Annotated in this window: 19 protein-coding genes and 1 tRNA gene; 12 read left to right on the top strand and 8 right to left on the bottom strand. The window is 70.0% G+C overall.

Features of this window, described 5'->3' with window-relative positions:
• Positions 1 to 325 precede the first annotated feature (325 nt).
• Entirely contained in the window at positions 326 to 2,149 is a 1,824-nt protein-coding gene (locus tag ACIO3O_RS27835; protein WP_401750375.1) for an AMP-dependent synthetase/ligase, read from the bottom strand.
• A 409-nt stretch (positions 2,150 to 2,558) separates the two neighbouring features.
• Here ACIO3O_RS27835 and ACIO3O_RS27830 point away from each other — a divergent pair, with 409 nt between their 5' ends.
• The gene (locus ACIO3O_RS27830; RefSeq protein ID WP_401750373.1) at positions 2,559 to 4,184 is read left to right on the top strand and encodes a glycosyl hydrolase family 28-related protein; all 1,626 of its coding nucleotides are present in this window, start codon (positions 2,559 to 2,561) and stop codon (positions 4,182 to 4,184) included.
• Positions 4,185 to 4,244: 60 nt separating this feature from the next.
• Here ACIO3O_RS27830 and ACIO3O_RS27825 read toward each other — a convergent pair whose 3' ends face one another.
• The gene (locus ACIO3O_RS27825) at positions 4,245 to 5,117 is read right to left on the bottom strand and encodes a LysR substrate-binding domain-containing protein (protein ID WP_401750371.1); all 873 of its coding nucleotides are present in this window, start codon (positions 5,115 to 5,117) and stop codon (positions 4,245 to 4,247) included.
• Between the two features lie 99 nt (positions 5,118 to 5,216).
• On the opposite strand from ACIO3O_RS27825, the gene ACIO3O_RS27820 reads away from it, so the two are divergent.
• Positions 5,217 to 6,260, top strand: a complete 1,044-nt coding sequence (locus ACIO3O_RS27820) for a bile acid:sodium symporter family protein (protein WP_401750369.1) — start codon at positions 5,217 to 5,219, stop codon at positions 6,258 to 6,260.
• The gene (locus ACIO3O_RS27815) at positions 6,257 to 6,661 is read left to right on the top strand and encodes a (2Fe-2S) ferredoxin domain-containing protein (protein WP_401750367.1); all 405 of its coding nucleotides are present in this window, start codon (positions 6,257 to 6,259) and stop codon (positions 6,659 to 6,661) included. Before ACIO3O_RS27820 ends, ACIO3O_RS27815 begins: the two co-directional genes overlap by 4 nt.
• 32 nt (positions 6,662 to 6,693) lie before the next feature.
• Here ACIO3O_RS27815 and fdhD read toward each other — a convergent pair whose 3' ends face one another.
• Complete coding sequence (fdhD, locus tag ACIO3O_RS27810) at positions 6,694 to 7,524, bottom strand: formate dehydrogenase accessory sulfurtransferase FdhD (protein ID WP_401750365.1); 831 nt, start codon at positions 7,522 to 7,524, stop codon at positions 6,694 to 6,696.
• 214 nt (positions 7,525 to 7,738) lie between these two features.
• Between fdhD and ACIO3O_RS27805 the strand changes: the two genes are divergently transcribed.
• Positions 7,739 to 8,695, top strand: a complete 957-nt coding sequence (locus ACIO3O_RS27805) for a beta-ketoacyl-ACP synthase III (protein ID WP_401750363.1) — start codon at positions 7,739 to 7,741, stop codon at positions 8,693 to 8,695.
• 114 nt (positions 8,696 to 8,809) lie between these two features.
• On the opposite strand, the gene ACIO3O_RS27800 is transcribed toward ACIO3O_RS27805, so the two are convergent.
• Positions 8,810 to 9,193, bottom strand: coding sequence for a hypothetical protein (locus ACIO3O_RS27800; RefSeq protein WP_401750362.1), 384 nt, complete (start codon positions 9,191 to 9,193; stop codon positions 8,810 to 8,812).
• A 242-nt stretch (positions 9,194 to 9,435) separates the two neighbouring features.
• On the opposite strand from ACIO3O_RS27800, the gene ACIO3O_RS27795 reads away from it, so the two are divergent.
• From ACIO3O_RS27795 to ACIO3O_RS27770, 6 genes are all read left to right on the top strand, one after another.
• Positions 9,436 to 10,623: an ROK family protein gene (locus ACIO3O_RS27795; RefSeq protein ID WP_401750360.1), complete on the top strand. Its 1,188-nt coding sequence runs from the start codon at positions 9,436 to 9,438 to the stop codon at positions 10,621 to 10,623.
• A gap of 314 nt (positions 10,624 to 10,937) precedes the next feature.
• A complete protein-coding gene (locus ACIO3O_RS27790; protein ID WP_401750358.1) occupies positions 10,938 to 12,479 on the top strand; it encodes a sugar ABC transporter ATP-binding protein in 1,542 nt (513 codons plus the stop codon).
• A gap of 44 nt (positions 12,480 to 12,523) precedes the next feature.
• Positions 12,524 to 13,495 (top strand): ABC transporter permease, encoded by a 972-nt coding sequence (locus ACIO3O_RS27785; RefSeq protein WP_401750409.1) that lies wholly within the window; start codon positions 12,524 to 12,526, stop codon positions 13,493 to 13,495.
• 56 nt (positions 13,496 to 13,551) lie between these two features.
• Positions 13,552 to 14,634 (top strand): substrate-binding domain-containing protein, encoded by a 1,083-nt coding sequence (locus ACIO3O_RS27780; RefSeq protein WP_401750356.1) that lies wholly within the window; start codon positions 13,552 to 13,554, stop codon positions 14,632 to 14,634.
• Positions 14,635 to 14,684: 50 nt separating this feature from the next.
• Positions 14,685 to 15,887: a Gfo/Idh/MocA family protein gene (locus tag ACIO3O_RS27775; RefSeq protein ID WP_401750354.1), complete on the top strand. Its 1,203-nt coding sequence runs from the start codon at positions 14,685 to 14,687 to the stop codon at positions 15,885 to 15,887.
• Between the two features lie 156 nt (positions 15,888 to 16,043).
• On the top strand, positions 16,044 to 17,051 hold the full coding sequence (locus tag ACIO3O_RS27770; RefSeq protein ID WP_401750353.1) for a sugar phosphate isomerase/epimerase family protein: 1,008 nt from the start codon (positions 16,044 to 16,046) through the stop codon (positions 17,049 to 17,051).
• 24 nt (positions 17,052 to 17,075) lie between these two features.
• On the opposite strand, the gene ACIO3O_RS27765 is transcribed toward ACIO3O_RS27770, so the two are convergent.
• Entirely contained in the window at positions 17,076 to 18,404 is a 1,329-nt protein-coding gene (locus ACIO3O_RS27765; protein WP_401750351.1) for a DUF2254 domain-containing protein, read from the bottom strand.
• 160 nt (positions 18,405 to 18,564) lie between these two features.
• Between ACIO3O_RS27765 and ACIO3O_RS27760 the strand changes: the two genes are divergently transcribed.
• Positions 18,565 to 19,026, top strand: coding sequence for a hypothetical protein (locus tag ACIO3O_RS27760; RefSeq protein WP_401750349.1), 462 nt, complete (start codon positions 18,565 to 18,567; stop codon positions 19,024 to 19,026).
• A gap of 97 nt (positions 19,027 to 19,123) precedes the next feature.
• Positions 19,124 to 19,211 (top strand) — tRNA-Leu (locus ACIO3O_RS27755).
• A gap of 341 nt (positions 19,212 to 19,552) precedes the next feature.
• Here ACIO3O_RS27755 and ACIO3O_RS27750 read toward each other — a convergent pair.
• The 3 genes from ACIO3O_RS27750 to ACIO3O_RS27740 all read right to left on the bottom strand — a co-directional run bounded on the left by ACIO3O_RS27750 (position 19,553) and on the right by ACIO3O_RS27740 (position 25,561).
• Complete coding sequence (locus ACIO3O_RS27750) at positions 19,553 to 20,356, bottom strand: hypothetical protein (RefSeq protein ID WP_401750347.1); 804 nt, start codon at positions 20,354 to 20,356, stop codon at positions 19,553 to 19,555.
• Positions 20,357 to 20,668: 312 nt separating this feature from the next.
• A complete protein-coding gene (locus ACIO3O_RS27745) occupies positions 20,669 to 22,309 on the bottom strand; it encodes a protein kinase (protein WP_401750345.1) in 1,641 nt (546 codons plus the stop codon).
• A gap of 45 nt (positions 22,310 to 22,354) precedes the next feature.
• The gene (locus ACIO3O_RS27740) at positions 22,355 to 25,561 is read right to left on the bottom strand and encodes a type I restriction endonuclease subunit R (RefSeq protein ID WP_401750343.1); all 3,207 of its coding nucleotides are present in this window, start codon (positions 25,559 to 25,561) and stop codon (positions 22,355 to 22,357) included.
• Positions 25,562 to 25,572: the final 11 nt, after the last annotated feature.

The following is a 25,572-nucleotide window of genomic DNA, read 5'->3' as shown; positions in this document are numbered from 1 at the left end:
GAGGGCCGGGAGCGGGGTGGCCCGGAGTCGGGCGGGCCGCCCCCTTGCCCGCCCGTTCCGCCCCCTTGGGGCGGCCCCGTCGCCCAAGGGGGCGGAGGGGGAAGGGGGGCGGAGCCCGAGGGGACGGAGTGGCGAAGGGTGGAGCCCGGGGGACGGAGTGGCGAAGGGTGGAGCCCGAGGGGGGAGGGGGCAGAGGGGGCGGGGGAGGAGCCCGAGGAGGAGGCGGGGAAGCGGCAGGGTCCAGGGGGGCGGGCCCGTTGGGGATGTGAGGGCTGCCCCGCTGGGGGATGTGCGGGCTGCCCCGCACCGGTGCCCCCCGCCCCCCTCACCGGTACAGCGCGTTGACCTCCACCGCATACGCCTTCTCGATCGCCTTGCGCTTCAGTTTCAGTGACGGCGTGAGCAACCCCTGCTCCTCCGTGAACTGGTGCGCCAGTATCCGGAAGGTCCGGATCGACTCCGCCTGCGAGACCAGCGTGTTGGCCGCCACCACGGATCTGCGGACCTCCATCTCCAGGTCCGGATCGCGCACCAGGTCCTTCGGCTCCATCGGCGGACGCCCGTGCATCGACAGCCAGTGCTCGACCGCCTCCAGGTCCAGCGTCACCAGCGCCGCCACGTACGGCCGGTCGTTGCCGACGACGATGCACTGGGCCACCAGCGGATGTGCCCGCACCCGCTCCTCCAGCCCCGTCGGCGACACGCTCTTGCCGCCCGAGGTCACCAGGATCTCCTTCTTCCGCCCGGTGATCGTCAAGTACCCGTCGGCGTCGAGCGAGCCGATGTCGCCGGTCGACAGCCATCCGTCGTGGAGCACGGCCCGGCTCGCGGCCGGATCGTTCAGGTAGCCCGCGAAGACGTGGCCGCCGTGCAGCCACACCTCCCCGTCGTCCGCGATGTGCACGGTCGTCCCGGGCAGCGGCAGCCCCACCGTCCCGAACCGCGTCCGCTCCGGCGGGTTGGCGGTCGCCGCCGCCGTCGACTCGGTCAGCCCGTACCCCTCGAAGATCGTGACGCCCGCCCCCGCGAAGAACAGCCCGAGCCGCCGCTCCATCGCCGACCCGCCCGACATCGCGTGCCGCACCCGCCCGCCCATCGCCTCGCGCACCTTTCCGTACACGAGCTTCTCGTACAGCTGATGCTGCATCCGCAGGGAGGCTGAGGGGCCGGGCCCCGTCCCGAAGGCCTTGTGCTCCAGCGCCTCCGCGTACCGCACCGCCAGTTCGACCGCCTTGTCGAAGGCGGCCGTCTTCCCCGAGGCCTCCGCCTTGCGCCGGGCCGCGTGGTAGACCTTCTCGAAGACGTACGGGACGGCCAGGATGAAGGTGGGCCGGAAGGCCGTCAGGTCGGGCAGCAACTCGGCTGCGGCCATGGCCGGTTGGTGCCCGATCTTCACCCGCCCCCGGATCGCCGCCACCTCCACCATCCGCCCGAAGACGTGCGCCAGCGGAAGGAACAGCAACGTCGACGCCTCGTCGCCCGGCGAGGAGCGGAACACCGGCTCCCAGCGGGCGATCACCGTGTCCGTCTCGGTCATGAAGTTCGCGTGCGTGAGGACGCAGCCCTTGGGGCGGCCCGTGGTGCCGGAGGTGTAGATGACGGTGGCGACCGACTCCGGGGTGACGGCCCTGCGGTGCCGGTGCACCACGTCGTCGTCGACCCCCGCGCCCGACGCGACCACCTCCTGCACCCCGCCCGCGTCCAGTTGCCACAGCATGGACAGGCGCGGCAGCCGGTCGATGACGGAGGCGACCGTCATCGCGTGGTCCTCGTGCTCGACGACGCACGCCACCACCTCGGAGTCGTGCAGTGTCCAGAAGACCTGCTCGGTGGAGGCCGTCGGGTACACCGGCACCGGCTGCGCGCCGACCGTCCACAGGGCGAAGTCGAACAGGGTCCACTCGTAGCGCGTACGGGAGACGATGGCGACCCGGTCGCCGAACCGCACGCCCTGCGCCAGCAGCCCCTTGGCGAGCGCCATCACCTCGTCGCGGAACTGCGCGGCGGTGACGTCCTGCCAGCGTCCTTCCGCGTCCTTGCGGCCGAGCGCGACCCGGTGCGGGTCCTCGTCGGCGTTGCGGAACACCGCGTCCGCAAGTCCGCCGACCTGAGGGGGCGCAGCCGTGGGTGGGACAGTGAACTCGCGCAATGACCTGGCTCCTTGAGGCGCTCCGCACAGCGCCGGTGACGGTACCCCAATGCCGCCCCGCGCGGGAGGGGGCGAGAGCCACTGCCGGAAGCTGCGAACGGGCATATCGGTACAGGTCACAGGCCCCCCGGGCGACCCCATCGGAGGGCTCGGACGGTGACCTTACTTCCGGGTAAGTCGACCCCGGGGAAATCTCCACGGAATCTGTACGCGGAGGCCACCGCGCGCCTACGGGCGTGCGCCCCCGGAGACTAGGGTCGGACGGACGTTCGCATCCCCTTCGGGTCGACGTGTGCCCTCTCGGGGCGACGTACGCGCCCTTCTCGGCGCCTCCTCGGGCCGACGTCCGCACCCCCCTGCGGTCGGGCGCGACGCTTCCCCCGCCGTCTTCCGGAAGGCCCTCTTCCCCATGTCCCGCTCCCGCCGCCGGGCAGCCTCCACCCCTTCCGACCGTTCCCGCAGCCGCGCCGCCGCGGACTCCCCCCGCCTCCCCGCCCGGCGTACGGTCGCCATCGGCGGCGCGGTCGCGGCGGCCGGGATCACGGGAGCCCTGGTCTGGGCCGTGGCGGACGGTGACGGCGCCCCCGGCGCGCGCCCCGAGCAGGCCCCGGCGGCGGCCGGACCGGCGGCCCCCGCGAGGGCCTCCGCCAGGCCCACGCTCCCGGCGAAGGCCGACAGCACGGCGCGCCCGCGTCGTACCGCAGAAGCGGAAGCAGAAGCAGAAGCGGAAGCCGACACGAACGCCTACCGGCCGCCCCGCGTCACCGGCCCCCGGATCGACCCGGCGGCGCACGGCGCCGACCCCACCGGCCGCAAGGACTCGACCGCCGCCCTCGGCAGGGCGGTCGCGGCCGCCTCCGCGCGGGGCGGCACGGTCTGGTTCCCCGCCGGGCACTACCGGATCGACGGCGCGGTGCCGCTGGCCGACGGAGTGACCCTCGCGGGCGACCTCGCCCGGCCCGCCGTGCTCACCGGGAAGGGCCGGCTCGGCGACGAGGAGTGGAACGGCCGCGCGGCGGGCGTGACCCTCCGCGACCTGGTGCTGGACGGCGTCGACGTCGCCCAGCGCGGCTCGTCGACGTACAAGCGCGACTACCGCGTCCAGCGGGTGGTCTTCCACAACGCGGTCGCCAGTTTCAGCACCACCCCGAACGCCGAGGTGCGCGAGTCGCTCTTCCTCTCGGACCGGCCCGTTCCGGTGACCCCGCCCGTCGACCTCTACAAGACGGACCGGGCGAACATCCACGACAACGTCATCGGCGTGAACACCGCGCAACTGGGCTGGCTGGACGGCTTCTTCGGGTCCTCCTTCCCCGGCGCGGCCGGCGTCCTGTCCGCCGTCGCGAAGGCCGAGGGCTGGCGGGCCGACCAAGGGGCCTTCGCCTCGGGCCTGTTCGGGAACGCGGCCTCCGGAACGACGATCCGGCGCAACGTCTTCAACGCGAGCCTGGACCGCAACGCCTCCCGCACGACGGAGCGTTACGACCTCGACCACGCCGTCTACCTCTGGGGCACGCACGGCGCGCGCACGGTCGTCGCCGGGAACTGGTTCCGGGGCTGGTGGCTGTCCGGTGCGGAGGGCGGCGTCAAGGTGCGCAACGGGCAAGCCGTGACCGTACGGAACAACACGCTGCACGACACCTCGGTGCTGCTGTACGTCCAGGACGACTCGAATGCCGCCGACCACCCGCACCACCTCAAGGACGTCGAGGTCTGCCACAACGACTTCCGCCCGACCCGCGACCACGGGACGTGGGGCACCGGCATCTCCTACATGGAGTACCCGAAGGACGCGACCGTCGCGGACGTCACCGTACGCGGCAACGTCTTCCGCGACCCCACCCGCAAGACCGGCATCGACCTGACGAACGGCCCCCTGAACGCCTTCACCATCACCCCGGACAACGTCTACGCCGCGGGCCCCACGGTCGCACTGGAGAGCAGCGCCGCGCCGCCGAGGGCCACCCGGTCGCCGACGGGCTGTACGGGCCCGGCGGGCAGCGGCCTCGGATCGCTCCGGGTGCCGTCCTACTGAGCCTGCTGAGCGGGGGCCGTCCCGCCGGCCGGTGGCCGACCCGCCGCTGTGGGCCGCGCCCTACGGCCCACCCCGGTGCAGCCGGTCCGCCCCCGCCAGCACCGCCTGCGCCAACGCCTCCGCCGCCTCCTGCACCGCGGCCCCCCGCCGCCTCCCGTGCAGCAGGACGAACTCCACCTCGCCCAGCTCCGGCAGCCCCGCCCGCGTCCCCACCGGCTCCAGCCCCGGCGGCACCAGCCCCCGGGTGTGCGCCATCACTCCCAGCCCGGCCCGCGCCGCCGCCACCAGCCCGCTCAGGCTCCCGCTCGTGCACGCGATCCGCCACGCCCGGCCCTGCCCCTCCAGCACCTCCAGGGCCCGCGCCCGCGTGATCGCCGGGGGCGGGAACAGAATCAGCGGAACCGGCCGGTCCGCCGCCACCCGCAGCCCCGGCGCCCCGATCCAGGAGAGGGTGTCCCGCCACACCAGCTCCCCGTGCGTGTCGTCCGCCCGCCGCTTCGCCAGCACCAGATCGTGCCGCCCGCTCTCCAACTGCCGGTGCAGGATGCCCGACAGCTCCACCGTCAGCTCCAGGTCCACCTCCGGGTGATCCCGCCGGAAGGCCTCCAGGATCTCCGGCAGCCGGGTCAGCACGAAGTCCTCCGACGCCCCGAACCGCAACCGCCCCCGCAGCCGCTTCCCCGTGAAGAACGCCGCCGCCCGCTCGTGCGCCGCCAGGATCGTCCGGGCGAAGCCGAGCATCGCCTCGCCGTCCTCGGTGAGCGCCACCCGGTGCGTGTCCCGGACGAACAGCCGCCGCCCGGCCGCCTCCTCCAGCCGCTTCACGTGCTGGCTGACCGTCGACTGCCGCAGCCCCAGGCGGCGCGCCGCCTGCGTGAAACTGAGGGTCTGGGCCACGGCCAGGAAGGTCCGCAGATGCGTCGGCTCGTACATGCGGCGAACGTACCGCCCGCAGGGCCTGCTCGTCATCACGATCGGCGATGACAGTCAGCGCCGTATGCGGGTTTCCCGATCAGGCTCCGACGGGCGACGATGGCACGCATGAGCCGCCTCAAGCCGCCCTCCTGGTTCCCGGTCGACGGGTACGTCCTCGCGCTGCTCGGCGCCGTCTGCCTGGGCACCCTGCTGCCCGCCACCGGCACGGCCTCCCAGGTGCTGGGGCACGTCTCCACGGCGGCGATCGCGATCCTGTTCTTCCTGTACGGAGTGCGGCTGTCGACCGCCGAGATGCTCCAGGGACTCGCGCACTGGCGGCTGCACGTCACCGTGCTGGCCACCACCTTCGTCGTCTTCCCGCTGCTGGGACTCGCGGGCCGGGTCCTGGTCCCGCACGTGCTCGCCCCCGAGCTCTACAACGGCTTCCTCTTCCTGTGCCTGGTCCCCTCGACCATCCAGTCCTCGATCACCTTCACCTCCATCGCGCGCGGAAACGTTCCCGCGGCGATCTGCGCGGGCTCCTTCTCCAGCATCGTCGGCATCTTCGTGACGCCTCTCCTGGCGGCGCTCCTGCTGCGCGGCAGCGGCGGGGCGGGCTTCTCCGCGGACTCACTGCTGAAGATCGGGCTCCAGCTGCTCGCCCCGTTCCTGGCCGGACAGTTGCTGCGGCGCTGGGTCGGCGGATTCGTCGTGCGCCACAAGAAGGTGCTGGGCTACTTCGACCGGTCGTCGATCCTGCTCGTCGTGTACGCGGCCTTCAGCCTCGGCATGGCCCAGGGCATCTGGAACCGGATCTCGCCGCTGCGGCTGCTGGCCCTGCTCGGCGTCGAGGCCGTGCTGCTCGCGGTGATGCTGGCGCTCACCTGGTACGGGTCCAAGCGGCTCGGCTTCGAGCGGGCGGACCGGGTGGCGATCCAGTTCGCCGGATCGAAGAAGAGCCTGGCGGCGGGGCTGCCGATGGCGAGCGTCCTGTTCGGGGCACACGCCAGCCTGGCGGTACTGCCGCTGATGCTCTTCCACCAGATGCAGCTGATGGTGTGTGCGGTGATCGCGCGGCGCAGGGGAGAGGACCGGGAGCCGTTGCCGACGGAGATGCCGCCTGTCGCCGCACCGGCCCCGGCTGGCAAGATCGACAAGTGACCTCAGCGATACGCACCTTCGGCAACCGCCCCTGCGCCCTCACCGTGTGCCGGGGCTGCTGCTGCGGCGACGCCCGCAAGAACCCCGGCACCGACCACGCGGGCCAGCTCCGCAGGATGCACGAGGCCGCCGCCGCGTCCTCGGGCCGTCTGGTCGTCCGTACCAGCGACTGCCTGGGCCCGTGCGGACAGGCGAACGTCGTCGTCGTCCAGCCGTCCACCGAGGGACGGCGCAGGGGAGGCCGGGCGGCCTGGGTCGGCTGGGCGCTCGACGACGACAGCACCGACGAGATCCTGGCCTGGGTCGCGGCGGGCGGACCCGGCATCGCGAAGCCCCCGGCGACGCTGGAGCTCCAGTTCATCCCGGCACCGGTGGAGAACCGTACGGTCAAGCGACGCTGACGTGCACCTGGTCAGGCGACGCTGACGTGCCCCTAGGGGAGTACGACCCGCTCCTCGCCCGCGTACACGTTCATGTCCGCCCCCCGCAGGAACCCCACCAGCGTCAGCCCCGTCTCCGCCGCCAGGTCCACCGCCAGCGACGACGGCGCGGAGACGGCGGCCAGGAACGGTATCCCCGCCATCACCGCCTTCTGCGCCAGCTCGAACGACGCCCGCCCCGACACCAGCAGGATCGACCGCGACAACGGCAGCCGCCGGTCCGTCAACGCCCGCCCGACCAGCTTGTCGACCGCGTTGTGCCGCCCCACGTCCTCCGTCACGTCGATCAGCTCGCCGGTGTCGGAGAAGAGCGCGGCCGCGTGCAGCCCGCCCGTCCGGTCGAACACCTGCTGCGCCGCACGCAGCCGCACCGGCAGCGACGACAGCAGCTCGGGCGTCACCCGCACCGGCGGCACGTCCAGGATCGGGAAGCGCGCCTGCGTGCGCACCGCGTCGAGACTGGCCTTCCCGCACAGCCCGCACGACGACGTCGTGTAGACGTTGCGCTCCAGCGTGATGTCCGGGACCGGCGTCCCGGGAACCAGCCGTACGTCCACCACGTTGTAGGAGTTGGAACCGTCCTCCTGGGCGCCCGCGCAGTAGACGATGTTCGCGACCTCCGTCCCGTCGCCGAGCACGCCCTCGCTGACCAGGAAGCCAGCGGCCAGCGCGAAGTCGTCGCCGGGCGTGCGCATCGTGATGGCCAGGGGCTTGCCGTTGAGCCTGATCTCCAGCGGCTCCTCCGCCACGAGCGTGTCCGGACGCGTCGAGACGGCCCCGCCCCTGATGCGTACGACGCGACGGCGTGCGGTGACCCGGCCCATGGTGATCAGTCCTGCCCCGAGAGTGACGAAAAAGCGCCCCACCGGGAGTGACGGTGCGACCCGATGTGCGTATGGCGACGTCCATTGTCCGTGGGGTGGGCGGGAAGCTCCAAAGTCCAGGTGGCGAACGCTGTTGATTCACGCACCTCGTACCGGTGAGTCACAAAGAAGACTGGGTCGCTCCGACTGTCCGCAATGAGGGGTGGAGGCGCACATGACCGGTTCACGGATCGTCGCGCTCGGGCATTACCAGCCGGCCAAGGTACTGACCAACGCCGACCTGGCCGAGCTGGTCGACACCAGCGACGAGTGGATCAGCAGCCGGGTCGGCATCAAGACCCGGCACGTCGCGGGTCCCGACGAACCGGTCGACGAGCTGGCCGCGCACGCCGCCGCCAAGGCCCTCGCCTCCGCGGGCCTGGACCCGGCGGACATCGACCTCGTCCTGGTCGCCACCTCCACCGCCATCGACCGCTCGCCCAACATGGCCGCCCGGGTCGCCGCCCGCCTCGGCATGGGCTCGCCCGCCGTGATGGACCTCAACGTCGTCTGCTCGGGCTTCACCCACGCCCTGGCCACCGCCGACCACGCGGTACGGGCCGGATCGGCGACCCGCGCCCTGGTCATCGGCGCGGACAAGATGACCGAGATCACCGACTGGACCGACCGTTCCACCTGCGTCCTGGTCGGCGACGGCGCGGGCGCGGCGGTCGTCGAGGCGACGCCGGAGCACGACGACACGGCGGCGGGCGCGATCGGCCCGGTGCTGTGGGGCTCCGTTCCGGAGATGGGCCATGCGGTACGGATCGAGGGCACGCCCCCGCGCTTCGAGCAGGTCGGGCAGTCCGTGTACCGGTGGGCCACCACCCAGCTCCCGCCGATCGCCCGCACGGTGTGCGAGCGGTCCGGAATCGCCCCCGAGGACCTGGCCGGGGTCGTCCTGCATCAGGCGAACCTGCGCCTGATCGAGCCGCTCGCCGCCAGGATCGGCGCGGTCAACGCGGTCATTGCGCGGGACGTCGTCGACTCCGGCAACACCTCGGCGGCGAGCATCCCGATGGCGTTCTCGAAGCTGGTCGAGCGCGGGGAGCTGCGCTCGGGGGACCCGGTGCTGCTGTTCGGCTTCGGCGGGAACCTGTCGTACGCGGGGCAGGTCGTGCGCTGCCCGTAGGCTCCGCCGGTGGTCGTGCGCTGCCGTGGGCTTCGCCGGTGGTGGTGCGCTGGCCGTGGGCTTCGCCGGTGGTGGTGCGCTTGCCGTGGGCCCCGTCGGTTGTCGGGCTCGCGCTCACGCCTCCGAGCGGGGGCGGGTGCGGCACACCGGGGCCGCGACCAGCCACGCGAGCGCGAAGATCCCGCCGAAGAGCACCGCCGTGCCGCCGTCCTCGTTGCCGCGGAGCATCAGGACGCCGCCGAAGGCCAGCAGGAGCACGGTGCCTGCGACGGACGCGGCCGCCCAGATGCGGCGCGTCCGCACCTTGTGGCCGGACATGTGCCGCTTGGGGTCCTCGTTCCGTTCGGCGGCCCCGCGCACCCCGAGCTTGCGCTCCCGCCACCACCAGGCGATGCGGAGCACAAGACCCACCATCGCCGCGATGGTGGCGATGTTCAGGATGATGTCCTGCCACAGGACACCGGTGTAGTCGATGAACTTGCCTGCGGCCAAAGGCATGTGACCCTCCATCACCTTCATGGGGGGCGGGTGCCCGCGAGGGGTCCGGAGCATTCACCTGTCGCCGAGCACCACTTTGTCCTGCCGCTGGAGAAAGTCGAGACCGATTCCGGCTCAACTTCTTCCCAGCCCCGGCACCCGCTGCTACGTTCCCCACCACAGCCCGCCCGGACGACCCCGTGGCGGGCAGGGAACAGGCCGCTTCCGGGCGGCCCGTGCGGCAGGAGGGGCACGTGAGGCGCATGACGGCTCGACCCGCGAACGCGCACCAGGCGCGCCTGCTCCGCCTGCTGCGCGACGGAGGCCCGGGCTCCCGGGCCCAACTGGGCGACCGGATGGACCTCTCCCGCTCCAAACTCGCCGTCGAGGTCGACCGGCTCCTCGAAACGGGGCTCGTCGTCGCCGACGGGCTTGCCGCCTCACGCGGGGGACGGCGCTCGCACAACGTCCGCCTCGCCCCCGAACTCCGCTTCCTCGGTGTCGACATCGGCGCGACCTCCGTCGACGTGGCCGTCACCAACGCCGAGCTGGAGATCCTCGGGCACCTCAACCAGCCGATGGACGTGCGCGAGGGCCCGGTCGCGGTCTTCGAGCAGGCCCTCGACATGGCCGCCAAGCTGCGCGCCTCGGGCCTCGCCCCGGGCGGTTTCGACGGCGCCGGGGTCGGGGTGCCCGGGCCGGTGCGCTTCCCGGAGGGCGTGCCGGTGGCCCCGCCGATCATGCCCGGCTGGGACGGCTTCCCGGTGCGCGAGGCGCTCAGCCAGGACCTGGGCTGCCCGGTGCTGGTCGACAACGACGTGAACCTGATGGCGATGGGGGAGCAGCACGCGGGCGTCGCCCGTTCCGTGGACGACTTCCTGTGCGTCAAGATCGGCACCGGCATCGGTTGCGGGATCGTCGTCGGGGGACGGGTCCACCGGGGGTCCACCGGCAGCGCGGGCGACATCGGGCACATCCAGGTCGAACCCGAGGGCCGCCTGTGCGCCTGCGGCAACAAGGGCTGCCTGGAAGCGCACTTCAGCGGCGCGGCCCTGGCCCGCGACGCCGAGGCCGCCGCCCGCGCGGGCCACTCCCTCGAACTCGCCTCCCGCTTCGACACGAACGGCCGCCTCACCGCGGCCGACGTCGCCGCGGCGGCCGCTGCCGGGGACCCGACCTCCCTGGCCCTCATCCGCGAGGGCGGCAACCGGGTCGGGCAGGTCATCGCGGGCCTCGTCAGCTTCTTCAACCCCGGGCTGGTGGTGATCGGCGGCGGCGTCACCGGTCTCGGCCACAACCTCCTCGCCAGCATCCGCACCCAGGTCTACCGCCAGTCGTTGCCCCTGGCCACGGGCAACCTGCCCATCGTCCTCGGCGAACTGGGCCCCACCGCGGGCGTCACGGGCGCCACCCTCCTCATCACCAACCACCTCTTCACCCCCGCCACCTGACCCTCCCCCTACCCCTTGGGCTCCGCCCTCTGCAACCGCGCCCCCGTGAGCGACGGGGCCGCCCTTCCCCCGCTTCCCCCTAGCCCCCTGGGTGGCGGGTCTGCCCTTCCCCCCCGCTTCCCCCCGCCCCCTTGGGCGACGGGGCCGCCCCCCCGGGGGCGGAACGGGCGGGCAAGGGGGCGGCCCCTCCCGCTCCCGGCCCACCCCGGGAGCCCCCGCCCCGCCCCCGCACCGGCCGCACGCCCCGCTCAGCCCCCGCTCGGCCCCCGTACCCCACCACTCACCCACCCACCCACCCGACCCGAGGGGACCTCATGCCACCCGACCCCGCACCCCCACCTCCCCCCACCCCCCTCCTCACCATGTCCCACATCACCAAGACCTTCCCCGGCGTCCGCGCCCTCGACGGCGTCACCCTCGACGTCCTCCCCGCCGAAGTCCACTGCCTCCTCGGCCAGAACGGCGCCGGAAAATCCACCCTGATCAAGGTCCTCGCCGGCGCCCACCACCCCGACAGCGGCGCCATCACCTGGTCCGGCACCCCCGTCGCCCTCAAGTCCCCGACCGCCGCCATGCGCCTGGGCATCGCCACCATCTACCAGGAGCTCGACCTCGTCGAAGGCCTCTCCGTCGCCGAGAACGTCCACCTCGGCCACGAGCCCACCACCGCCGGCTTCCTCGTCCGCCGCCGCACCGCCCGCACCGCCACCGCCGCCCTCCTCGCCCGCCTCGGCCACCCCGAGATCGACCCGAACCGCCTCGTCGGCACCCTCTCCGCCGCCCAGCAGCAGATCGTCTCGATGGCCCGCGCCCTCTCCCACGACGTACGCCTCATCGTGATGGACGAACCGTCCGCCGCCCTCGACCCCGACGAGGTCGACAACCTCTTCCGGATCGTCGCCTCCCTCACCGCCGAAGGCGTCGCCGTCGTCTACATCTCGCACCGCCTGGAGGAGATCCGCCGCATCGGCGACCGCGTCACCGTCCTCAAGGACGGCCGCGCCGTGGCCACCGGCCTGCCCGCCCGCTCCACCCCGACCCGCGACATCGTCGCCCTGATGACCGGCCGCGACGTCGCCCACGCCTTCCCGGACCGCCCCGCCCCCGCCGACCGCCCCGCTACTCCGGCCCTGCACGTCCAAGGCCTGTGCCGCAGCGGCGAGTTCGAGCCCCTCGACCTCACCGTCCACCCCGGCGAGATCGTCGGCCTCGCCGGTCTCGTCGGCTCCGGCCGCTCCGAGATCCTGGAGACGATCTACGGGGCCCGCAGGCCGACGGCCGGTCACATCACCGTCAACGGAAGGGAGTTGCGTACCGGAAGCGTACGATCCGCAGTCCGTGCGGGCATCGGACTCGCCCCCGAGGAGCGCAAGGCGCAGGCCCTCCTGATGCTGGAGTCCGTCACCCGCAACGTCTCCGTCTCGACCCTCTCCCGCTTCTCCCGCGCGGGCTGGCTCGACCGCCGCGCCGAACGCGCCGCCGCCCAACACGCCACCCGCGAACTCTCGTTGAGCCCCGACAACCCCGAGGCCCGCGTCCGCACCCTCTCCGGAGGCAACCAGCAGAAGGCCGTCCTCGCCCGCTGGCTGCTGCGCGGCTGCACCGTCCTGCTCCTCGACGAACCCACCCGCGGCGTCGACGTCGGCGCCCGCGCCGAGCTGTACGCGGTGATCCGCCGCCTCGCCGACGACGGCCTCGCCGTCCTCCTCGTCTCCAGCGAGATCCCCGAAGTCCTCGGCCTCGCCGACCGGGTCCTCGTCCTGCGCGAGGGCCGCCTCGTGCACACCGCACCCGCCCGCGACCTCGACGAACACCGTGTGCTCGACCTCGTGATGGAAGGGAGCACCGCCCCATGACCCCGCCCGACCTGACGAAGACAGGCCCGACACAAGCCCCACCCATGGCCGCGAAGTCTCCGACGATCAGGGGGAGTTCGCGTCTCGACATCCGCAACCTCTCCCTCCTCGGCGTCCTCGCCGTCCTGATCGCGGTCGGCGGCATCACCAGGCCCGACCAGTTCCTGGACACCGGGAACCTTCAACTCGTCCTCACCCAGGCCTCGGTGATCGGCGTCGTCACCGTCGGCATGACCTTCGTCATCACCAGTGGCGGCATCGACCTCTCCGTCGGTGCGATCGTCGCCCTCGCCTCCGTCTGGGCCACCACCGTCGCCACCCAGGAGTACGGCTTCGCGGGCATCCTGTTCACCGCCGTGCTCGTCGGCACCGCCTGCGGACTCGTCAACGGGGTGCTCATCGCATACGGCAGGCTGGTGCCGTTCATTGCCACCCTCGCCATGCTGGCCGCCGCCCGCGGCCTCGCCCTCCAGATCACCGAGGGCCGCACCCAGATGGTCACCGTGAACTCGGTGCTCGACCTGGGCCTGCCCGACGCGTACGTCCTCGGCATCCCGCCGCTGGTCCTCGTGTTCGCGGTCGTCACCGTCATCGGCTGGCTGCTCCTCAACCGCACCACCTTCGGCCGCCGCACCGTCGCCGTCGGCGGCAACGCCGAAGCGGCCCGGCTCGCGGGCATCGACGTACGCCGCCAGCGCCTCTACCTCTACCTGCTGTCCGGCCTGTGCTGCGGAATCGCCGCCTTTCTGCTGATCGTCCTGTCCGGCTCGGGCCAGAACACCAACGGGAACCTGTACGAGCTCGACGCCATCGCCGCCGCGATCATCGGCGGCACCCTGCTCACCGGAGGGCGCGGTACCATCGTCGGCTCCGTGCTCGGCGTGCTCGTCTTCACCACGATCACCAACATCTTCGCCCTGAACAACCTCCAGAGCGACGTCCAGCAGATCGCCAAGGGGGCGATCATCGTCGCCGCCGTCCTGGTCCAGCGCCGCACCGCGCACGACGGCATCTAGCAACAGCCGTACACATCACCGAAGTTGACCTCCCAGCCCGAAGGGTCGCCCCAGCCATGCCAAAAACACCCGACACCGCCCGTCCCGAAGCCGCCCGCCCAGGAAGCACCCGCCGCGGCATCCTCTTCGGCGGAGCAGCTGTCTCCGCGACCGCCCTCCTCGCCGCCTGCACCAGCAACGAGCCGACCACGAAGGACAACGCCCCCGCCACCGACAACCAGCCCGCCGCCGACTCCGCGCCCGGAAGGAAGGTCACCATCGGCTTCGCCGGACCCCAGGCCGACCACGGCTGGCTGAACGCCATCAACGAGAACGCCCGCAACCGCGCCAAGAAGTACGCCGACGTCACCCTCGACATCACCGAGGGCTCCAACGACACCGCCGCCCAGATCGGCCAGATCCAGACCCTCATCAACAAGAAGGTCGACGTCCTGGTCATCCTCCCCACCGACGGCAAGGCCCTCACCCAGACCGGCCTCGCCGCCATGAAGGCGGGCATCCCCGTCATCAACCTGGACCGCGCCTTCGCCTCCCCGCAGGCCTGCCGCGCCTACGTCGGCGGCGACAACTACGGCATGGGACTCAACGCGGGCCGCTACATCGGCGAGAAGCTCAAGAACAAGCCCGGCGCCAAGGTCGTCGAACTGGCCGGCATCGACAGCCTGGAGCTCACCCGGCTGCGCACCCAGGGCTTCGACGACGCCCTCAAGAACTACCCCAACATCACCAAGGTCGCCCGCCAGGCCGCCGAGTTCACCGTCGAGTCCGGCCAGGCCAAGATGGCCCAACTCCTCCAGGCCCAGCCCCAGTTCGACGCCCTGTGGAACCACGACGACGACCAGGGCGTCGGCGTGCTGCGGGCCATCGCCCAGGCGCGCCGCAAGGACTTCCTGATGGTCGGCGGGGCGGGCGCCAAGTCCGCCATGGACGCCATCAAGGCCGACGACTCGGTCCTCAAGGCCACCGTCCTCTACCCGCCGACCATGTCCGCCACCGCCATCGACCTGGCCCGCGCCCTCGGCCAGGGCAAGGGCATCAGCGGCACCGCCGAACTGGAGATCCCCGCCTCCCTGACTCTCTACTCCGCCGTCGTCACCCGGGAGAACGTCGACGCCTACCTCCCCACCGGCTTCAACTGACCACTCCGGTAAGCGAGTTGACCCGTACGCGACGGACAAGGAGAGACCGGATGGAACAATCCGCACCCACCCCCCTCCGCGCCACGGCTCCCGGCGCCCCGGCCCCCGGTGCCCCGACCCTCGGTGTCGGCATGGTCGGCTACGCGTTCATGGGTGCCGCCCACTCCCAGGGCTGGCGCACCGTGGGCCGCGTCTTCGACCTGCCCGCCCGCCCCGCCCTGGCCGCCGTGTGCGGCCGGGACCGGGACGCCGTACGCGCCATGGCCGTACGGCACGGCTGGGCGGCGGCCGAAACCGACTGGCGGGCCCTGATCGCCCGCGACGACGTGGACATCGTCGACATCTGCACCCCGGGCGACAGCCACGCCGAGATCGCCGTCGCCGCCCTGGAGGCGGGCAAGCACGTCCTGTGCGAGAAGCCCCTCGCGAATACGGTCGAGGAAGCCCGCGCCATGACGGAGGCAGCCCAACGGGCCGCCGCCCGAGGACAGTTGGCGATGATCGGCTTCAACTACCGCCGCGTCCCGGCCCTCGCGTACGCCCGCACCCTCGTCGCCGAGGCCCGCATCGGCACGCTGTGGCACATCCGGGCCTCGTACCGCCAGGACTGGCTCGTCGACCCGCTCGCCCCCATGACCTGGCGGCTGCGACGCGACCGCGCGGGCTCCGGGGCCCTCGGCGACCTCGGCGCCCACCTCGTGGACCTCGCCCAGTACCTGGCGGGGGAGGAGCTGACCGGCGTCTCCGCACTGACCGAGACGTTCGTACGTCACCGCCCCGACCCGGAGACGGGCTCCCGCCACGCCGAGGTGACCGTCGACGACGCGGCCCTCTTCACCGGCCGTCTGGCCTCCGGGGCGCTGGCCTCCTTCGAGGCGACCCGCATGGCGGCCGGCCGCAAAAACTCCCTCCGCATCGAACTCAACGGCGAGAAGGGCTCGTTGGCCTTCGACCTGGAACGCCTCAACGAACTCGCCTTCCACGACCACACCGAACCCGCCCACACCGCGGGCTTCCGCCGCATCCTGGTCACCGAACCGGGCCACCCCTACCTCAAGGCCTGGTGGCCGCCCGGCCACGGGCTCGGCTACGAGCACACCTTCGTCCACCAGGCCCGCGACCTGCTCGAAGCCATCGCCACCGGCACCCCCGTCGCCCCTTCCTTCGCCGACGGCCTCCAGGTGCAGAGGGTGCTCGCCGCGGTGGAGGAGAGCGCGGAGAAGAACGCGGCCTACACGCCCGTATCGCCCTGAGGAACACCCGAATGCCGTGAGGGGCACCCGATGTCCCGCGAGGGACGCCCGTATCGCCCCGAGCGCACCTGCATGGCCCCGAGGGTCATCCGTATCGCCCGGAGGCCCCCGCGCCGCCCCGAGAAGCACCCGTATCGCCCAAGGAGGCAATCCCCGATGCCCCGCCCCTTCACCCTCTTCACCGGCCAGTGGGCCGACCTCCCCCTCGAACAAGTCTGCTCGTACGCCCGCGACTTCGGCTACGACGGCCTCGAACTCGCCTGCTGGGGCGACCACTTCGAGGTCGACAAGGCTCTCACCGACCCGACCTACCTCGACTCCCGCCGCACCCTCCTCGCCACGTACGGCCTCACGTGCTGGGCCGTCTCCAACCACCTCGTCGGCCAGGCCGTCTGCGACGCGATCATCGACGAGCGCCACCAGGCCATCCTCCCGCCCCGCATCTGGGGCGACGGCGAACCCGAGGGCGTACGCCGCAGGGCCGCCCAGGAGATGGCCGACACCGCCCGCGCGGCCGCCGCCTTCGGGGTCCGTACGGTCATCGGCTTCACCGGGTCCGCCATCTGGCACCTGGTCGCGATGTTCCCACCCGTACCCGAGGCGATGATCGAACGCGGCTACACGGACTTCGCCGACCGCTGGAACCCGATCCTCGACGTCTTCGACGCCGAGGGCGTCCGCTTCGCCCACGAGGTCCACCCCGGCGAGATCGCCTACGACTACTGGTCCACCCGCCGCACCCTGGACGCGATCGGCCACCGCCCCGCCTTCGGCCTGAACTTTGACCCCTCGCACTTCGTCTGGCAGGACCTCGACCCGGTCGGCTTCCTGCTCGACTTCCGCGACCGGATCTACCACGTCGACTGCAAGGAGGCCCGCACCCGCCTCGACGGCCGCAACGGCCGCCTCGGCTCCCACCTCCCGTGGGGCGACCCACGGCGCGGCTGGGACTTCGTCTCCGCCGGCCACGGCAACGTCCCCTGGGAGGACATCTTCCGCACCCTGCGCTCCCTCCCGTACGACGGCCCGATCTCCGTCGAATGGGAGGACGCGGGCATGGACCGCCTGGCCGGAGCCCCGGAAGCCCTGGCCCATCTCAAGCGCTTCGACTTCCCACCCCCGACCGCCTCCTTCGACGCGGCCTTCGGCGGCAACAACCCCTGAACCGGGCCCTGGTCAGAGGGGCGCCTACCCGATCCCCTGCCGATCCGCCGTCAGCGCGAACTCCCGGTCCGCCGCGTCCGGCACCGTACGCTCCACGACCTCCACCAGGAGCGCACGGTGCCGCTCCAGCACCTCCCGCCGCTCCGCCGGCGCCAGCAGCAGCAAATCGTCAAGACCCGCCACCATCCGCCGCGACACCTGCGGATTACCCGCCACGACCCCCCGGATCTCGGTCAGCCCCAGGTCCACCAGGTCCGTCCAGGTCGGTACGTCCTGCACCAGCCGCACCCGCCCCTGCCCGTCCCGGTGCCGCAGCGCCCCGAGCGGAAGGTCCGCCGCCACCGCCAGGAACTGCACGATCCGGTCCAGCGCCTGCACGGCCGTCGTCGGATCGTTCACCGCGGGCGACAGCGCCCGCAGCGCGATGTCCGCGAGCTGCCGCAGCCCGAACCCGAGATCCTGGTGGAACGTCCGCTCCACCCCCACGGACACGGACCGCCGCACCGCCTTCCGCGTCACCCCCTCCCCGCCGTGCACCGCGATCAGGGGAGTCCCGGGCACCACGAAGTCCCCGATCCTCGGAAGCAGCCGCAGCACCGCCCCCCGCCGCCGCGCCACCCGAACCAGTCGCGCGATGTACACGTCCCGCAGCACCCCCGCCTGCCCCTGGTAGGTGAAGCGCGCGGTCTCCGGCCCCAGCTCGACGTCCTCCTCCCAGTCCCGCTCCATCCCCTTGAGGAGAGCGAGCGACGCCCGGCTGATCCGGTCGATCACATGGCTGACCCGCATGAGCCGCAGCGTGGAATTCACGTACGCGATGAACAGCAGCAGGCTCAGGGCGACCATCAGCATGGTCAGCACGCTCTGCACCAGGGGTACGGTCTCGACCTTCTCCGGGTCGGTCTCGCCGTCGTACACCGACAGCACCAGCAGCGACAGCACGAACGTCGCCAGGAAGACGGCAAAGGTCAGCTTGGTGATCCGGCTCCGCACGAAGATCCGCACCACCCGCGGACTGAACTGCCCGCTGGCCATCTGCACGGCCACCAGCGAGATGCTGAAGACCACACCGATGAAGGTCATCATCGCGGAGCTGACGGTCGTGATGATCGTCTTGGCGTCGTCGGCGAACCCGATGAGTTTGCCGAGCTCCTCGTACTGCTCGTCCCCCTTCAGGGCTTCCACGACCGCCAGGTCGAGCCCGTACGCCAGGAACCACAGGAGCATCACCCCCACGAGCCCCGCCACGGGGGCGAACCAGAAGGTGTCCCGTAGGTGCTCCCGCAACGGCGAAAGGGCCCGCGGCCTGCGATAACGCGGCGACTTCTCGACGCCCGGCTGCTGAGTGCTCACCGGGCGAGGCTAGGACGCCCCCGTCTCCCCTAGGTGCTCACCTCTCCGCATGCCCCTCCAGTCGTACGTACAACGGTCCCCCGGTCTGACCCGATCGGCCGAATCCGCCCCAAGGATGGAAGCAGCACCCCAAACCCTCCCTTCCCTCCCGGAGCACCCCATGAAGCCCGCCGTCCTCGTCACCGCCACCGCCACCCTCGCGGGAACCGCCTTCCTGGCCTTCGTCGCGGCCCCGGCCGCCTACGACTGGTACGAGGGCCGCCACGAGGAGTCCGCCTCCTACGCCTCCGGCACCGCCGCGAAGCAGGCCCGCCCCTCGGTCCCGCGCTGGCTCCCGGACACGGCCGCGGACATCTCGTACGCGATGAAGACCACCGGCGGCGAACGCCTCCTCAAGGCCACCCTCCCCACCTCCCTCCCCCCGACCTGCAAGCCCCTCCCCACCGGCCGGCAGGCGAAGACCCCGGAACTCCAGGCCTCGTGGTTCCCGAAGGACACCACCGGCAAACAGGCCACCCACCGCTGCGACCTGTACTACGCGTACACGGACGGCAACACCCTGTACGCCTGGCAGCACAACGACGACTGGATCGCCTCCAACAAGACAGCCGCAGGTCACTGACCACGCAATACGCAGGTGAAACCCACCCCGAACCCCTGGTATTGTTTTCCATGTCGGAACGGGACAGCACAAAAAGCCCCGGCCCGACAGACACCTTGTCCGGGTGGCGGAATGGCAGACGCGCTAGCTTGAGGTGCTAGTGCCCTTTATCGGGCGTGGGGGTTCAAGTCCCCCCTCGGACACCAACCATTTCCCCACGGTCTTTCGTAGACCGTGGGGATTTTGCGTTGTGCGGCTGCGGGCCGGGGCTGATCTCGGCGTGCACGGTGCTCTGGCCCGGGGTGTAGCTGAGTCGGTGGACTTTGCCCCGTTATGTGGATATCTGCGGCCTATGCGACAAGATTCAGGCCACCGCGTTGACGGACCGGCCGCTGGACTCCACCAGCGCGACCGCGTCCTGCTTGAACTCGTCTGAATACCGGGCGATACCCATCAGAACACCTCCTGACCGGATCCCACGATCCGGCCCTCAAGAGATGTCCACAATCCAGGGCAACCCCACTTCAGCCCTGGCCCCGTCTCCGGCTCAGTCGCGGCCCTGCACCTGCAGCCACGACTCGAAGGCCATCAGCTGTTCACCGACATCTCCGAGGGAGTCGGGGTTTGACTCGTACTGCTCGGACAGGTTGGCCTCGTACAGCTTGTAGATACCGGGTGCAGTGTCGGCCGCGATGACAGCAGCCTTCAGAGTGTGCGCGACTCCGTCCAGGTCGCCGCTGCGGAGGCTCACGGTGAGCTCTTCCCAGAGAGTGTCCGCAATGTAGTCACAGAGTTCCATGAGGTGACGGCCTGCGCGCAGTGCACGGTCAGTAGTGGCGTCGCGGCGGGCGTCGTGGAGGTGCTCTACTCGATGGTCCTCACGCTCCTCCTCGCTGTCCCATGGGTCACTTCCCCAGATGGAATCCCAGGTGGCTTCCGCCTTGCGCAGCGTCTCGTTGAACTCCTCGTCGAGGTCCTGCTGGGTCAGGGTCGGATGGCCGGTTTCCATCTCCTTGATCCCCTCCATACGATGCTCGATGGAGGTTCCTGGAAGCCCACTTCCCTCGTGCAGCGCGGTCATCAGGAGAACGAGGTCAATGGTGCGGCACAGGCTGCGGTCATCCACGAGACCTTGCAGCTCGTACGCACTCTGCTCCACGGCCATGAAGTTGTGCTCCGCGATCTGGTTGTCGAGCTCGCCACTCAGTTCGAGCAGAGCACCGTAGACGGCCGCAACGTCATCGATGCCTCCTTCCAATTCCTCACCGACCCGATCAGCAAGTTTCGTTGCCTCGCGAGCTTCCTCGGCTTCGCGTTCGAGCCGTGCTACTTGGTTGGTGAGCTCTCCCATATTTCTCCCCTGTCCGTGAGATCTGTGCCACTGGCTGTCTGCAGTGGTGGGTGTGGAGTCGAACTGCGCTGGCTAGTAAGGTCGTTGTAATGTCGGTTTTGGGGCCTCTGGTAGACGCAGTGTTCCCTCTGCTTGTCGACGAGGTCGATGGGCTGCCCGGGTGCTCTCCAGCGGCCTATTCCGGCTTGAGCTGCTCGCGGACCTAGACGAGGCGATCGTGGGGCTATGCGTGGACGGCCGGAGACACGGCTACATACATACCGAGCTGTGCAGAAGGGGACCGCGAACGTAGGTGCGGTCCCCTTCTCGCACCTACTCGAACCGCCTCAGCCGCTGGATGAACCCGTCGATGTCAGCGAGTTCCGGGGAGTTCGAGCCGCGATAGCGGCTCGTCTCGTCACGGAGGGCAGCAGCGGCGGCCTGCGCCTTTGAGAAGCGTTCCGATCCTGCCTCCAGGCGCATGACCTGGGCGAGCGCTTCCAGATATCGGTCGACGGCGTCCTGATCTTCCTCGTCCGGGCTCTCCTGCGTGTACGTGGTGAAGGCGGTGATGGCCGCGGTGGTCTCGCCGAGTTCCATTTGGCACTCGGCCTCGTAGTAGAGGCACCGCCGAACTTCGGCGTCGTCGGGGCCGAACCGAAGGCCGAACCTCTTTGCGGCTTCCTGGAACAGGCCCAGCGCCTCGCCGTGTATGCCGGCAATGAACTTGACGTGTGCCAGTGACAGAGTCAGTTCGTCCTCCAGGGCACTGTCCTTGGCCTTGACAAGCGCATTCGTCAGAATGTCGGCTGCCTGGGTGAACTGCTTTTGGCCGACGAGTTCCGACGCACGTTCAGCCGCTTCGTCGGCCTCCGCCGGGCTCAAGGGCAGTACACCAGAGTCCACCACCGCTGGGGTGTCCAGCACAGTAGGGGTATACGCCCGCGCCTGTGCCCGCCCACGGCGGACCGACCCGCCGAACGGCCTAGTAAAGGGCGTACACGGATCGAGATCGAGACCGCCGACGCCGACCAGCGGCGTAACCCCGGCCGGAGCTCCCTGGGAGGCCAGCGGCAGCAGGGTCTCGTAGACGGTTGCCGCCGACATCCGGTCTTCGGGGGCCTTCTCCATCATGCCGAGCAGCAGTCGCTCGATGCCGCTGGGCACATCGGAGCGCAGCGCGCGGACGGCCGGTGCATCGGTGTTCACCTGGTGCCAGGTGACGGACTTGCCGTCGGACTCGGCGAATGGCGTGCGTCCGGTGAGGAGTTGATAGATAACGCAGGCAAGTGCGTAGATGTCGCCGGCCGGGCCGACCGCATTGGCCAGACTCTGCTCGGGGGACATGTAGGCAGGGGTGCCCACGGTCATTCCGGGCTGGGTCAGATGAGGGTTTGACCCCGAACCGAGAAGAGTTGCGACGCCGAAGTCGAGCACCTTCACCACGCCGCCCGGAGTGAGCATCAGGTTGGCCGGTTTGATGTCACGGTGTACGACATCGTGGCGGTGAACCTCGTCCAGGGCAGAGGCGATCTGCGCTCCGATTGCTGCTGCCCAGGCGAGCGGCAACGGCTCGTAGTCGTAGTCCGTCTCATCGATGAGGGTCTGGAGCTCGCGTCCCCTCAGCAGTTGCATCACGACGTACAATCGCCCGCTCGCCTCGTCGAATCCGGCGTCGTAGACCGCCGGAATGCTGAGATGTTCATGGAGCCCGGCGGTTGTACGCACCTCACGCAGGAAACGTTGGCGCCGTACCTCCATCGCCTCCCGGTGGGCGGCGTTCCGGATGGCGTACACGTGTGGCTGCTCATCGAGCATCATCTTGACGGCGACGCGCCGGTCAAGGCTCTCGTCGTACGCCTGCCAGACTTCGCCCATACCGCCGGCGCCAATGAGCGCGTTCAAGCGATACCGTCCGGCCAGCGGCCTGCCGCTTCGCCCCGTGTCCTGGGTCGGCGCCGTGTCGTCGCCCATGCCCGCCCCCCTCCCTCGTAATGACGTGATGATCGTCAGTGCAGATTACGGCGCAGGAGGCCCGGTGGGGCCGGATCCACGGTTCTTCAACTCCGCCGCCCGTTCGGCAGTTGCCTGCCGGTCCGCCTCACGGCGGGCCGGTCGGCGGATCAAGTTGTACGACTGGGCCGTGGCCACTCGCCGGAAGAGGCGGTTCACCTTGTCGTCGTCGAAGTAGCGGACCATCAGCGCATCGTTGGACTGCGCCTGTTTGATGACGAAGCCGTCCATGTCCTTGGCGAGTTCGCGGCCGTAGGTCGCCTCGTCCTGGGCCAGGGCCACCTCCTGCATGTCCGTGTTCTCGGCGATCGTCACGACGAGCTGACCGAGCAGGATCTGGTCCGCGGTGGAGAGCTCCGCGCCCAACTCGTCATTGATGGACTGAATGACCTCGGCGAGCGACTTCTCTTCGACCTCGGGTGCCGCCCCGGCGGCCTGGGCCACCAGGCCCGGCAGCACCTGGGCTCCGACCGCCTCCAGCTTGAGATCAGGGGTCCCGGTCTGCTTGACCAGCATGTGGCTGGGCACCGTTTCCCCTATGTCGGCGGCCGCGGTGCCGTCGGGACGCGGAAGCCTGCGCAGCAGGAACCGCCCGTATTGGAAGAGCCGTTCGAGCTCCAGGTTCTCGAAGCCGATGATGTGCGAGAGCCAGCCGTACGCCTTGACGTACGACTCCAGGGCCCGTCGGAACTCCTCGGCCTTCTCGGGTTCATTGGCCGCGAGACCGTTGAAGCGGTCCACTGCGGGGGCCGTGTAGTGGTAAAGCCGTGCGTGCGCCTTCTTGACTTGGTCTTCTGTGGCATGGCCGTCGTCGAAGGCTGCGAAGTACGCCTTGACCAGTGCGTCCATCTCGGATTCCACGAGCAGTTGGTAGCCCATGACCTCATCCTGCCGGTCAAACAACAGGTTGGGGTCGGTCGGCTCGGTCAGTGAGGTCTCGTAGTAACCCTGGAAGGCGTTCCGGATGACCTCGAACTTGTTGGCGAAGTCCAGGACGAACAGGTCCTCCTGGGACTTGAGGGGGTGCGTGCGATTGAGACGGGAGAGCGTCTGCACAGCAGCGACGTTGGCGAGCGGCTTGTCCACGTACATCGTCGTCAGAAGTGGCTGGTCGAAGCCGGTCTGGTATTTCTCCGCGACGACGAGGATGCGGTACTCGGGCTTGGGTACGGACGGCGGATTCGAGTCGTCGGCGCGCACGTACCCGAACCGGGCCGGAAGCTCCTTCTCCGGGAACCCGTTGAGCTTGGACTCGGTGTACTCGACCTCATTGACCGTCAGTGCACCGGAGAAGGCGACCAGCGGAGTGCAGTCCGCAGCCCCCCGCTCGTCCACGTACTTACGGATCGCGAGGAAGAGCCGGACCGCGTGCTCTCGGCTGGGGGTGACGACCATGGCTTTCGCCCGGCCGCCCAGGCTGCCGGCACTGTGGGAGCGGAAGTGATCGACCATGATCTTGGCCCGCTGGGCCAACGAAGCGTCCGAGAGCAGCGCCGCCCGCACAAGCTTGGAGCGGGCCTTTCGCGGGTCCACCTGCTGCTCGACCTCGTCAGCCGCTTCGTTCTGCAGCTTGAAGTAGGTGCCGTACGTGATGAAGGTGTCCAGCACATTGAGGATGAAGCCCTCGTCGATGGCTTGGCGCATCGAGTACACATGGAAGGGGCCCGGCTTGTCGGTGACCGGGTCCTTCGTGCCGAAGAGTTCGAGCGTTTTGGACTTGGGCGTGGCGGTGAACGCAAAGAAGGACATGTTTGGCTGCTGGCCGCGCGCCAGAGCTTCGGCGGTCAACGGGTCGCCGTCCGCGTCCACGGCCTTGGAGCCGAGGGCCTTCTTCAGGGCCGCCGAACCGTCGCCGCCCTGCGAGGAGTGCGCCTCGTCGATGATCACCGCATAGCGGAGCTTCCCGAGCCCACCGACCTTCTTCAGGATGAACGGGAACTTCTGCAGTGTGGTGATGACGATCCGTGCGGTGGATCCGGTGAGGGCTTCGGCGAGCTGTGTGGAGTCCTCGTCGATACGCCGTACGACGCCAGGTGTGTGCGTGAATTGGAAGATGGTGTCCTGGAGTTGCTTGTCCAGGACACGACGGTCGGTGATGACGATGACCTTGTCGAAGACAGGCTCATTGGGCTTGGCACCCTTCGCCCGGATTGCCTCGCCAAGCTGTGTCGGATCCTCCGGAGTGTGCAGGGAGGACAGACGGTGTGCGAGCCAGGCAATGGTGTTGGACTTCCCCGAACCGGCTGAGTGCTGGACGAGGTAGTTCTCCCCGGAGCCGTGCCAGGTCGCGTGGTCAGTGAGTTGCCGTACGGCGTGCCACTGGTGGTAGCGCGGGAAGATCAACGGCTGGGTGTGTGCACTGCCGGGACGGTGCGAGGGAGACTTGCCGGCCTTGGCCTGGTCGTCCTCGACGTGCAGGTAACGCTCAAGCAGCTCAAGCCAGTTGTCCCGGTTCCAGATCTGTTCCCACAAGTACGAGACGGGGTACGTGCCGTCCTTGCCATCGGGTGTGATCGGCGGATTTCCCGCACCGCCGGAGACTCCTGGGCCGCCGGAGCCGATGTTGAAGGGCAGGAATCGGGTCTTCTTCCCCGAAAGCCTGGTCGTGAGAAACGCCAGGGTCGGATCCACTGCGAAGTGCACGAGAGTGCGCTTGGCGAAGAACAACTCCTTCGGATCGCGTTTGGTGCGGTACTGGCGAATGGCGTCTTCCGCAGTCTGAGGATGATGCGTCAGGTGGCTCTTGAGTTCGACTGAGGCGGTGGGAATTCCGTTTACGAAGAGCGCCAGGTCCACGGAGTCTGTTGTCTTCGCGGAGTAGCGGAACTGCCTTGCGAAGGTGAGCCGGTTGGCGTCATATTCATGCAGGGCGTCGGCGGCGAGGGTGTGTGCGGGCCGGAAGTACGCGAGCTGGATCTTCACGTTCCGGTCGTTCACCCCGCGCCGGAGCACGTCGAGTACGCCACGGGCGTCGATCTGCTGCGCCACACGTTTGGCGAATCGCTGGATAGATGCTTCCTCGTCCTCACCGTACTCGGCTTGGAGACGAAGCCAGGCGTCCTTCTGCGAGGCGCGGAGAAAGGCAGCCAACTCGTCAGTTTCAATGCCGAGCGCATGATTGTAAGTCTTGGCCAGGGCCAGTTTCCATCCGTGAGTGAGAAGCCCCGCCTCGACGGCATCCTCAAAGGCTTTCTCGGTGTCGACACGCGCCATAGGGATCAGGC

It is taken from the genome of Streptomyces sp. NPDC087440 (genome assembly GCF_044744005.1).
Taxonomy (GTDB): Bacteria; Actinomycetota; Actinomycetes; order Streptomycetales; family Streptomycetaceae; genus Streptomyces.
This window is presented reverse-complemented; position numbering and strand designations above follow the sequence as displayed.

Bases quoted from the DNA above. Each gene is read 5' to 3' on its own strand.
- ACIO3O_RS27830 (WP_401750373.1), top strand. From the start codon at position 2,559: ATGTCCCGCTCCCGCCGCCGGGCAGCCTCCACCCCTTCCGACCGTTCC.
- ACIO3O_RS27825 (WP_401750371.1), bottom strand. From the start codon at position 5,117: ATGTACGAGCCGACGCATCTGCGGACCTTCCTGGCCGTGGCCCAGACC.
- ACIO3O_RS27820 (WP_401750369.1), top strand. From the start codon at position 5,217: ATGGCACGCATGAGCCGCCTCAAGCCGCCCTCCTGGTTCCCGGTCGAC.
- fdhD (WP_401750365.1), bottom strand. From the start codon at position 7,524: ATGGGCCGGGTCACCGCACGCCGTCGCGTCGTACGCATCAGGGGCGGG.
- ACIO3O_RS27805 (WP_401750363.1), top strand. From the start codon at position 7,739: ATGACCGGTTCACGGATCGTCGCGCTCGGGCATTACCAGCCGGCCAAG.
- ACIO3O_RS27800 (WP_401750362.1), bottom strand. From the start codon at position 9,193: ATGCCTTTGGCCGCAGGCAAGTTCATCGACTACACCGGTGTCCTGTGG.
- ACIO3O_RS27795 (WP_401750360.1), top strand. From the start codon at position 9,436: ATGACGGCTCGACCCGCGAACGCGCACCAGGCGCGCCTGCTCCGCCTG.
- ACIO3O_RS27790 (WP_401750358.1), top strand. From the start codon at position 10,938: ATGCCACCCGACCCCGCACCCCCACCTCCCCCCACCCCCCTCCTCACC.
- ACIO3O_RS27785 (WP_401750409.1), top strand. From the start codon at position 12,524: ATGGCCGCGAAGTCTCCGACGATCAGGGGGAGTTCGCGTCTCGACATC.
- ACIO3O_RS27780 (WP_401750356.1), top strand. From the start codon at position 13,552: ATGCCAAAAACACCCGACACCGCCCGTCCCGAAGCCGCCCGCCCAGGA.
- ACIO3O_RS27775 (WP_401750354.1), top strand. From the start codon at position 14,685: ATGGAACAATCCGCACCCACCCCCCTCCGCGCCACGGCTCCCGGCGCC.
- ACIO3O_RS27770 (WP_401750353.1), top strand. From the start codon at position 16,044: ATGCCCCGCCCCTTCACCCTCTTCACCGGCCAGTGGGCCGACCTCCCC.
- ACIO3O_RS27760 (WP_401750349.1), top strand. From the start codon at position 18,565: ATGAAGCCCGCCGTCCTCGTCACCGCCACCGCCACCCTCGCGGGAACC.
- ACIO3O_RS27750 (WP_401750347.1), bottom strand. From the start codon at position 20,356: ATGGGAGAGCTCACCAACCAAGTAGCACGGCTCGAACGCGAAGCCGAG.
- ACIO3O_RS27745 (WP_401750345.1), bottom strand. From the start codon at position 22,309: ATGGGCGACGACACGGCGCCGACCCAGGACACGGGGCGAAGCGGCAGG.
- ACIO3O_RS27740 (WP_401750343.1), bottom strand. From the start codon at position 25,561: ATGGCGCGTGTCGACACCGAGAAAGCCTTTGAGGATGCCGTCGAGGCG.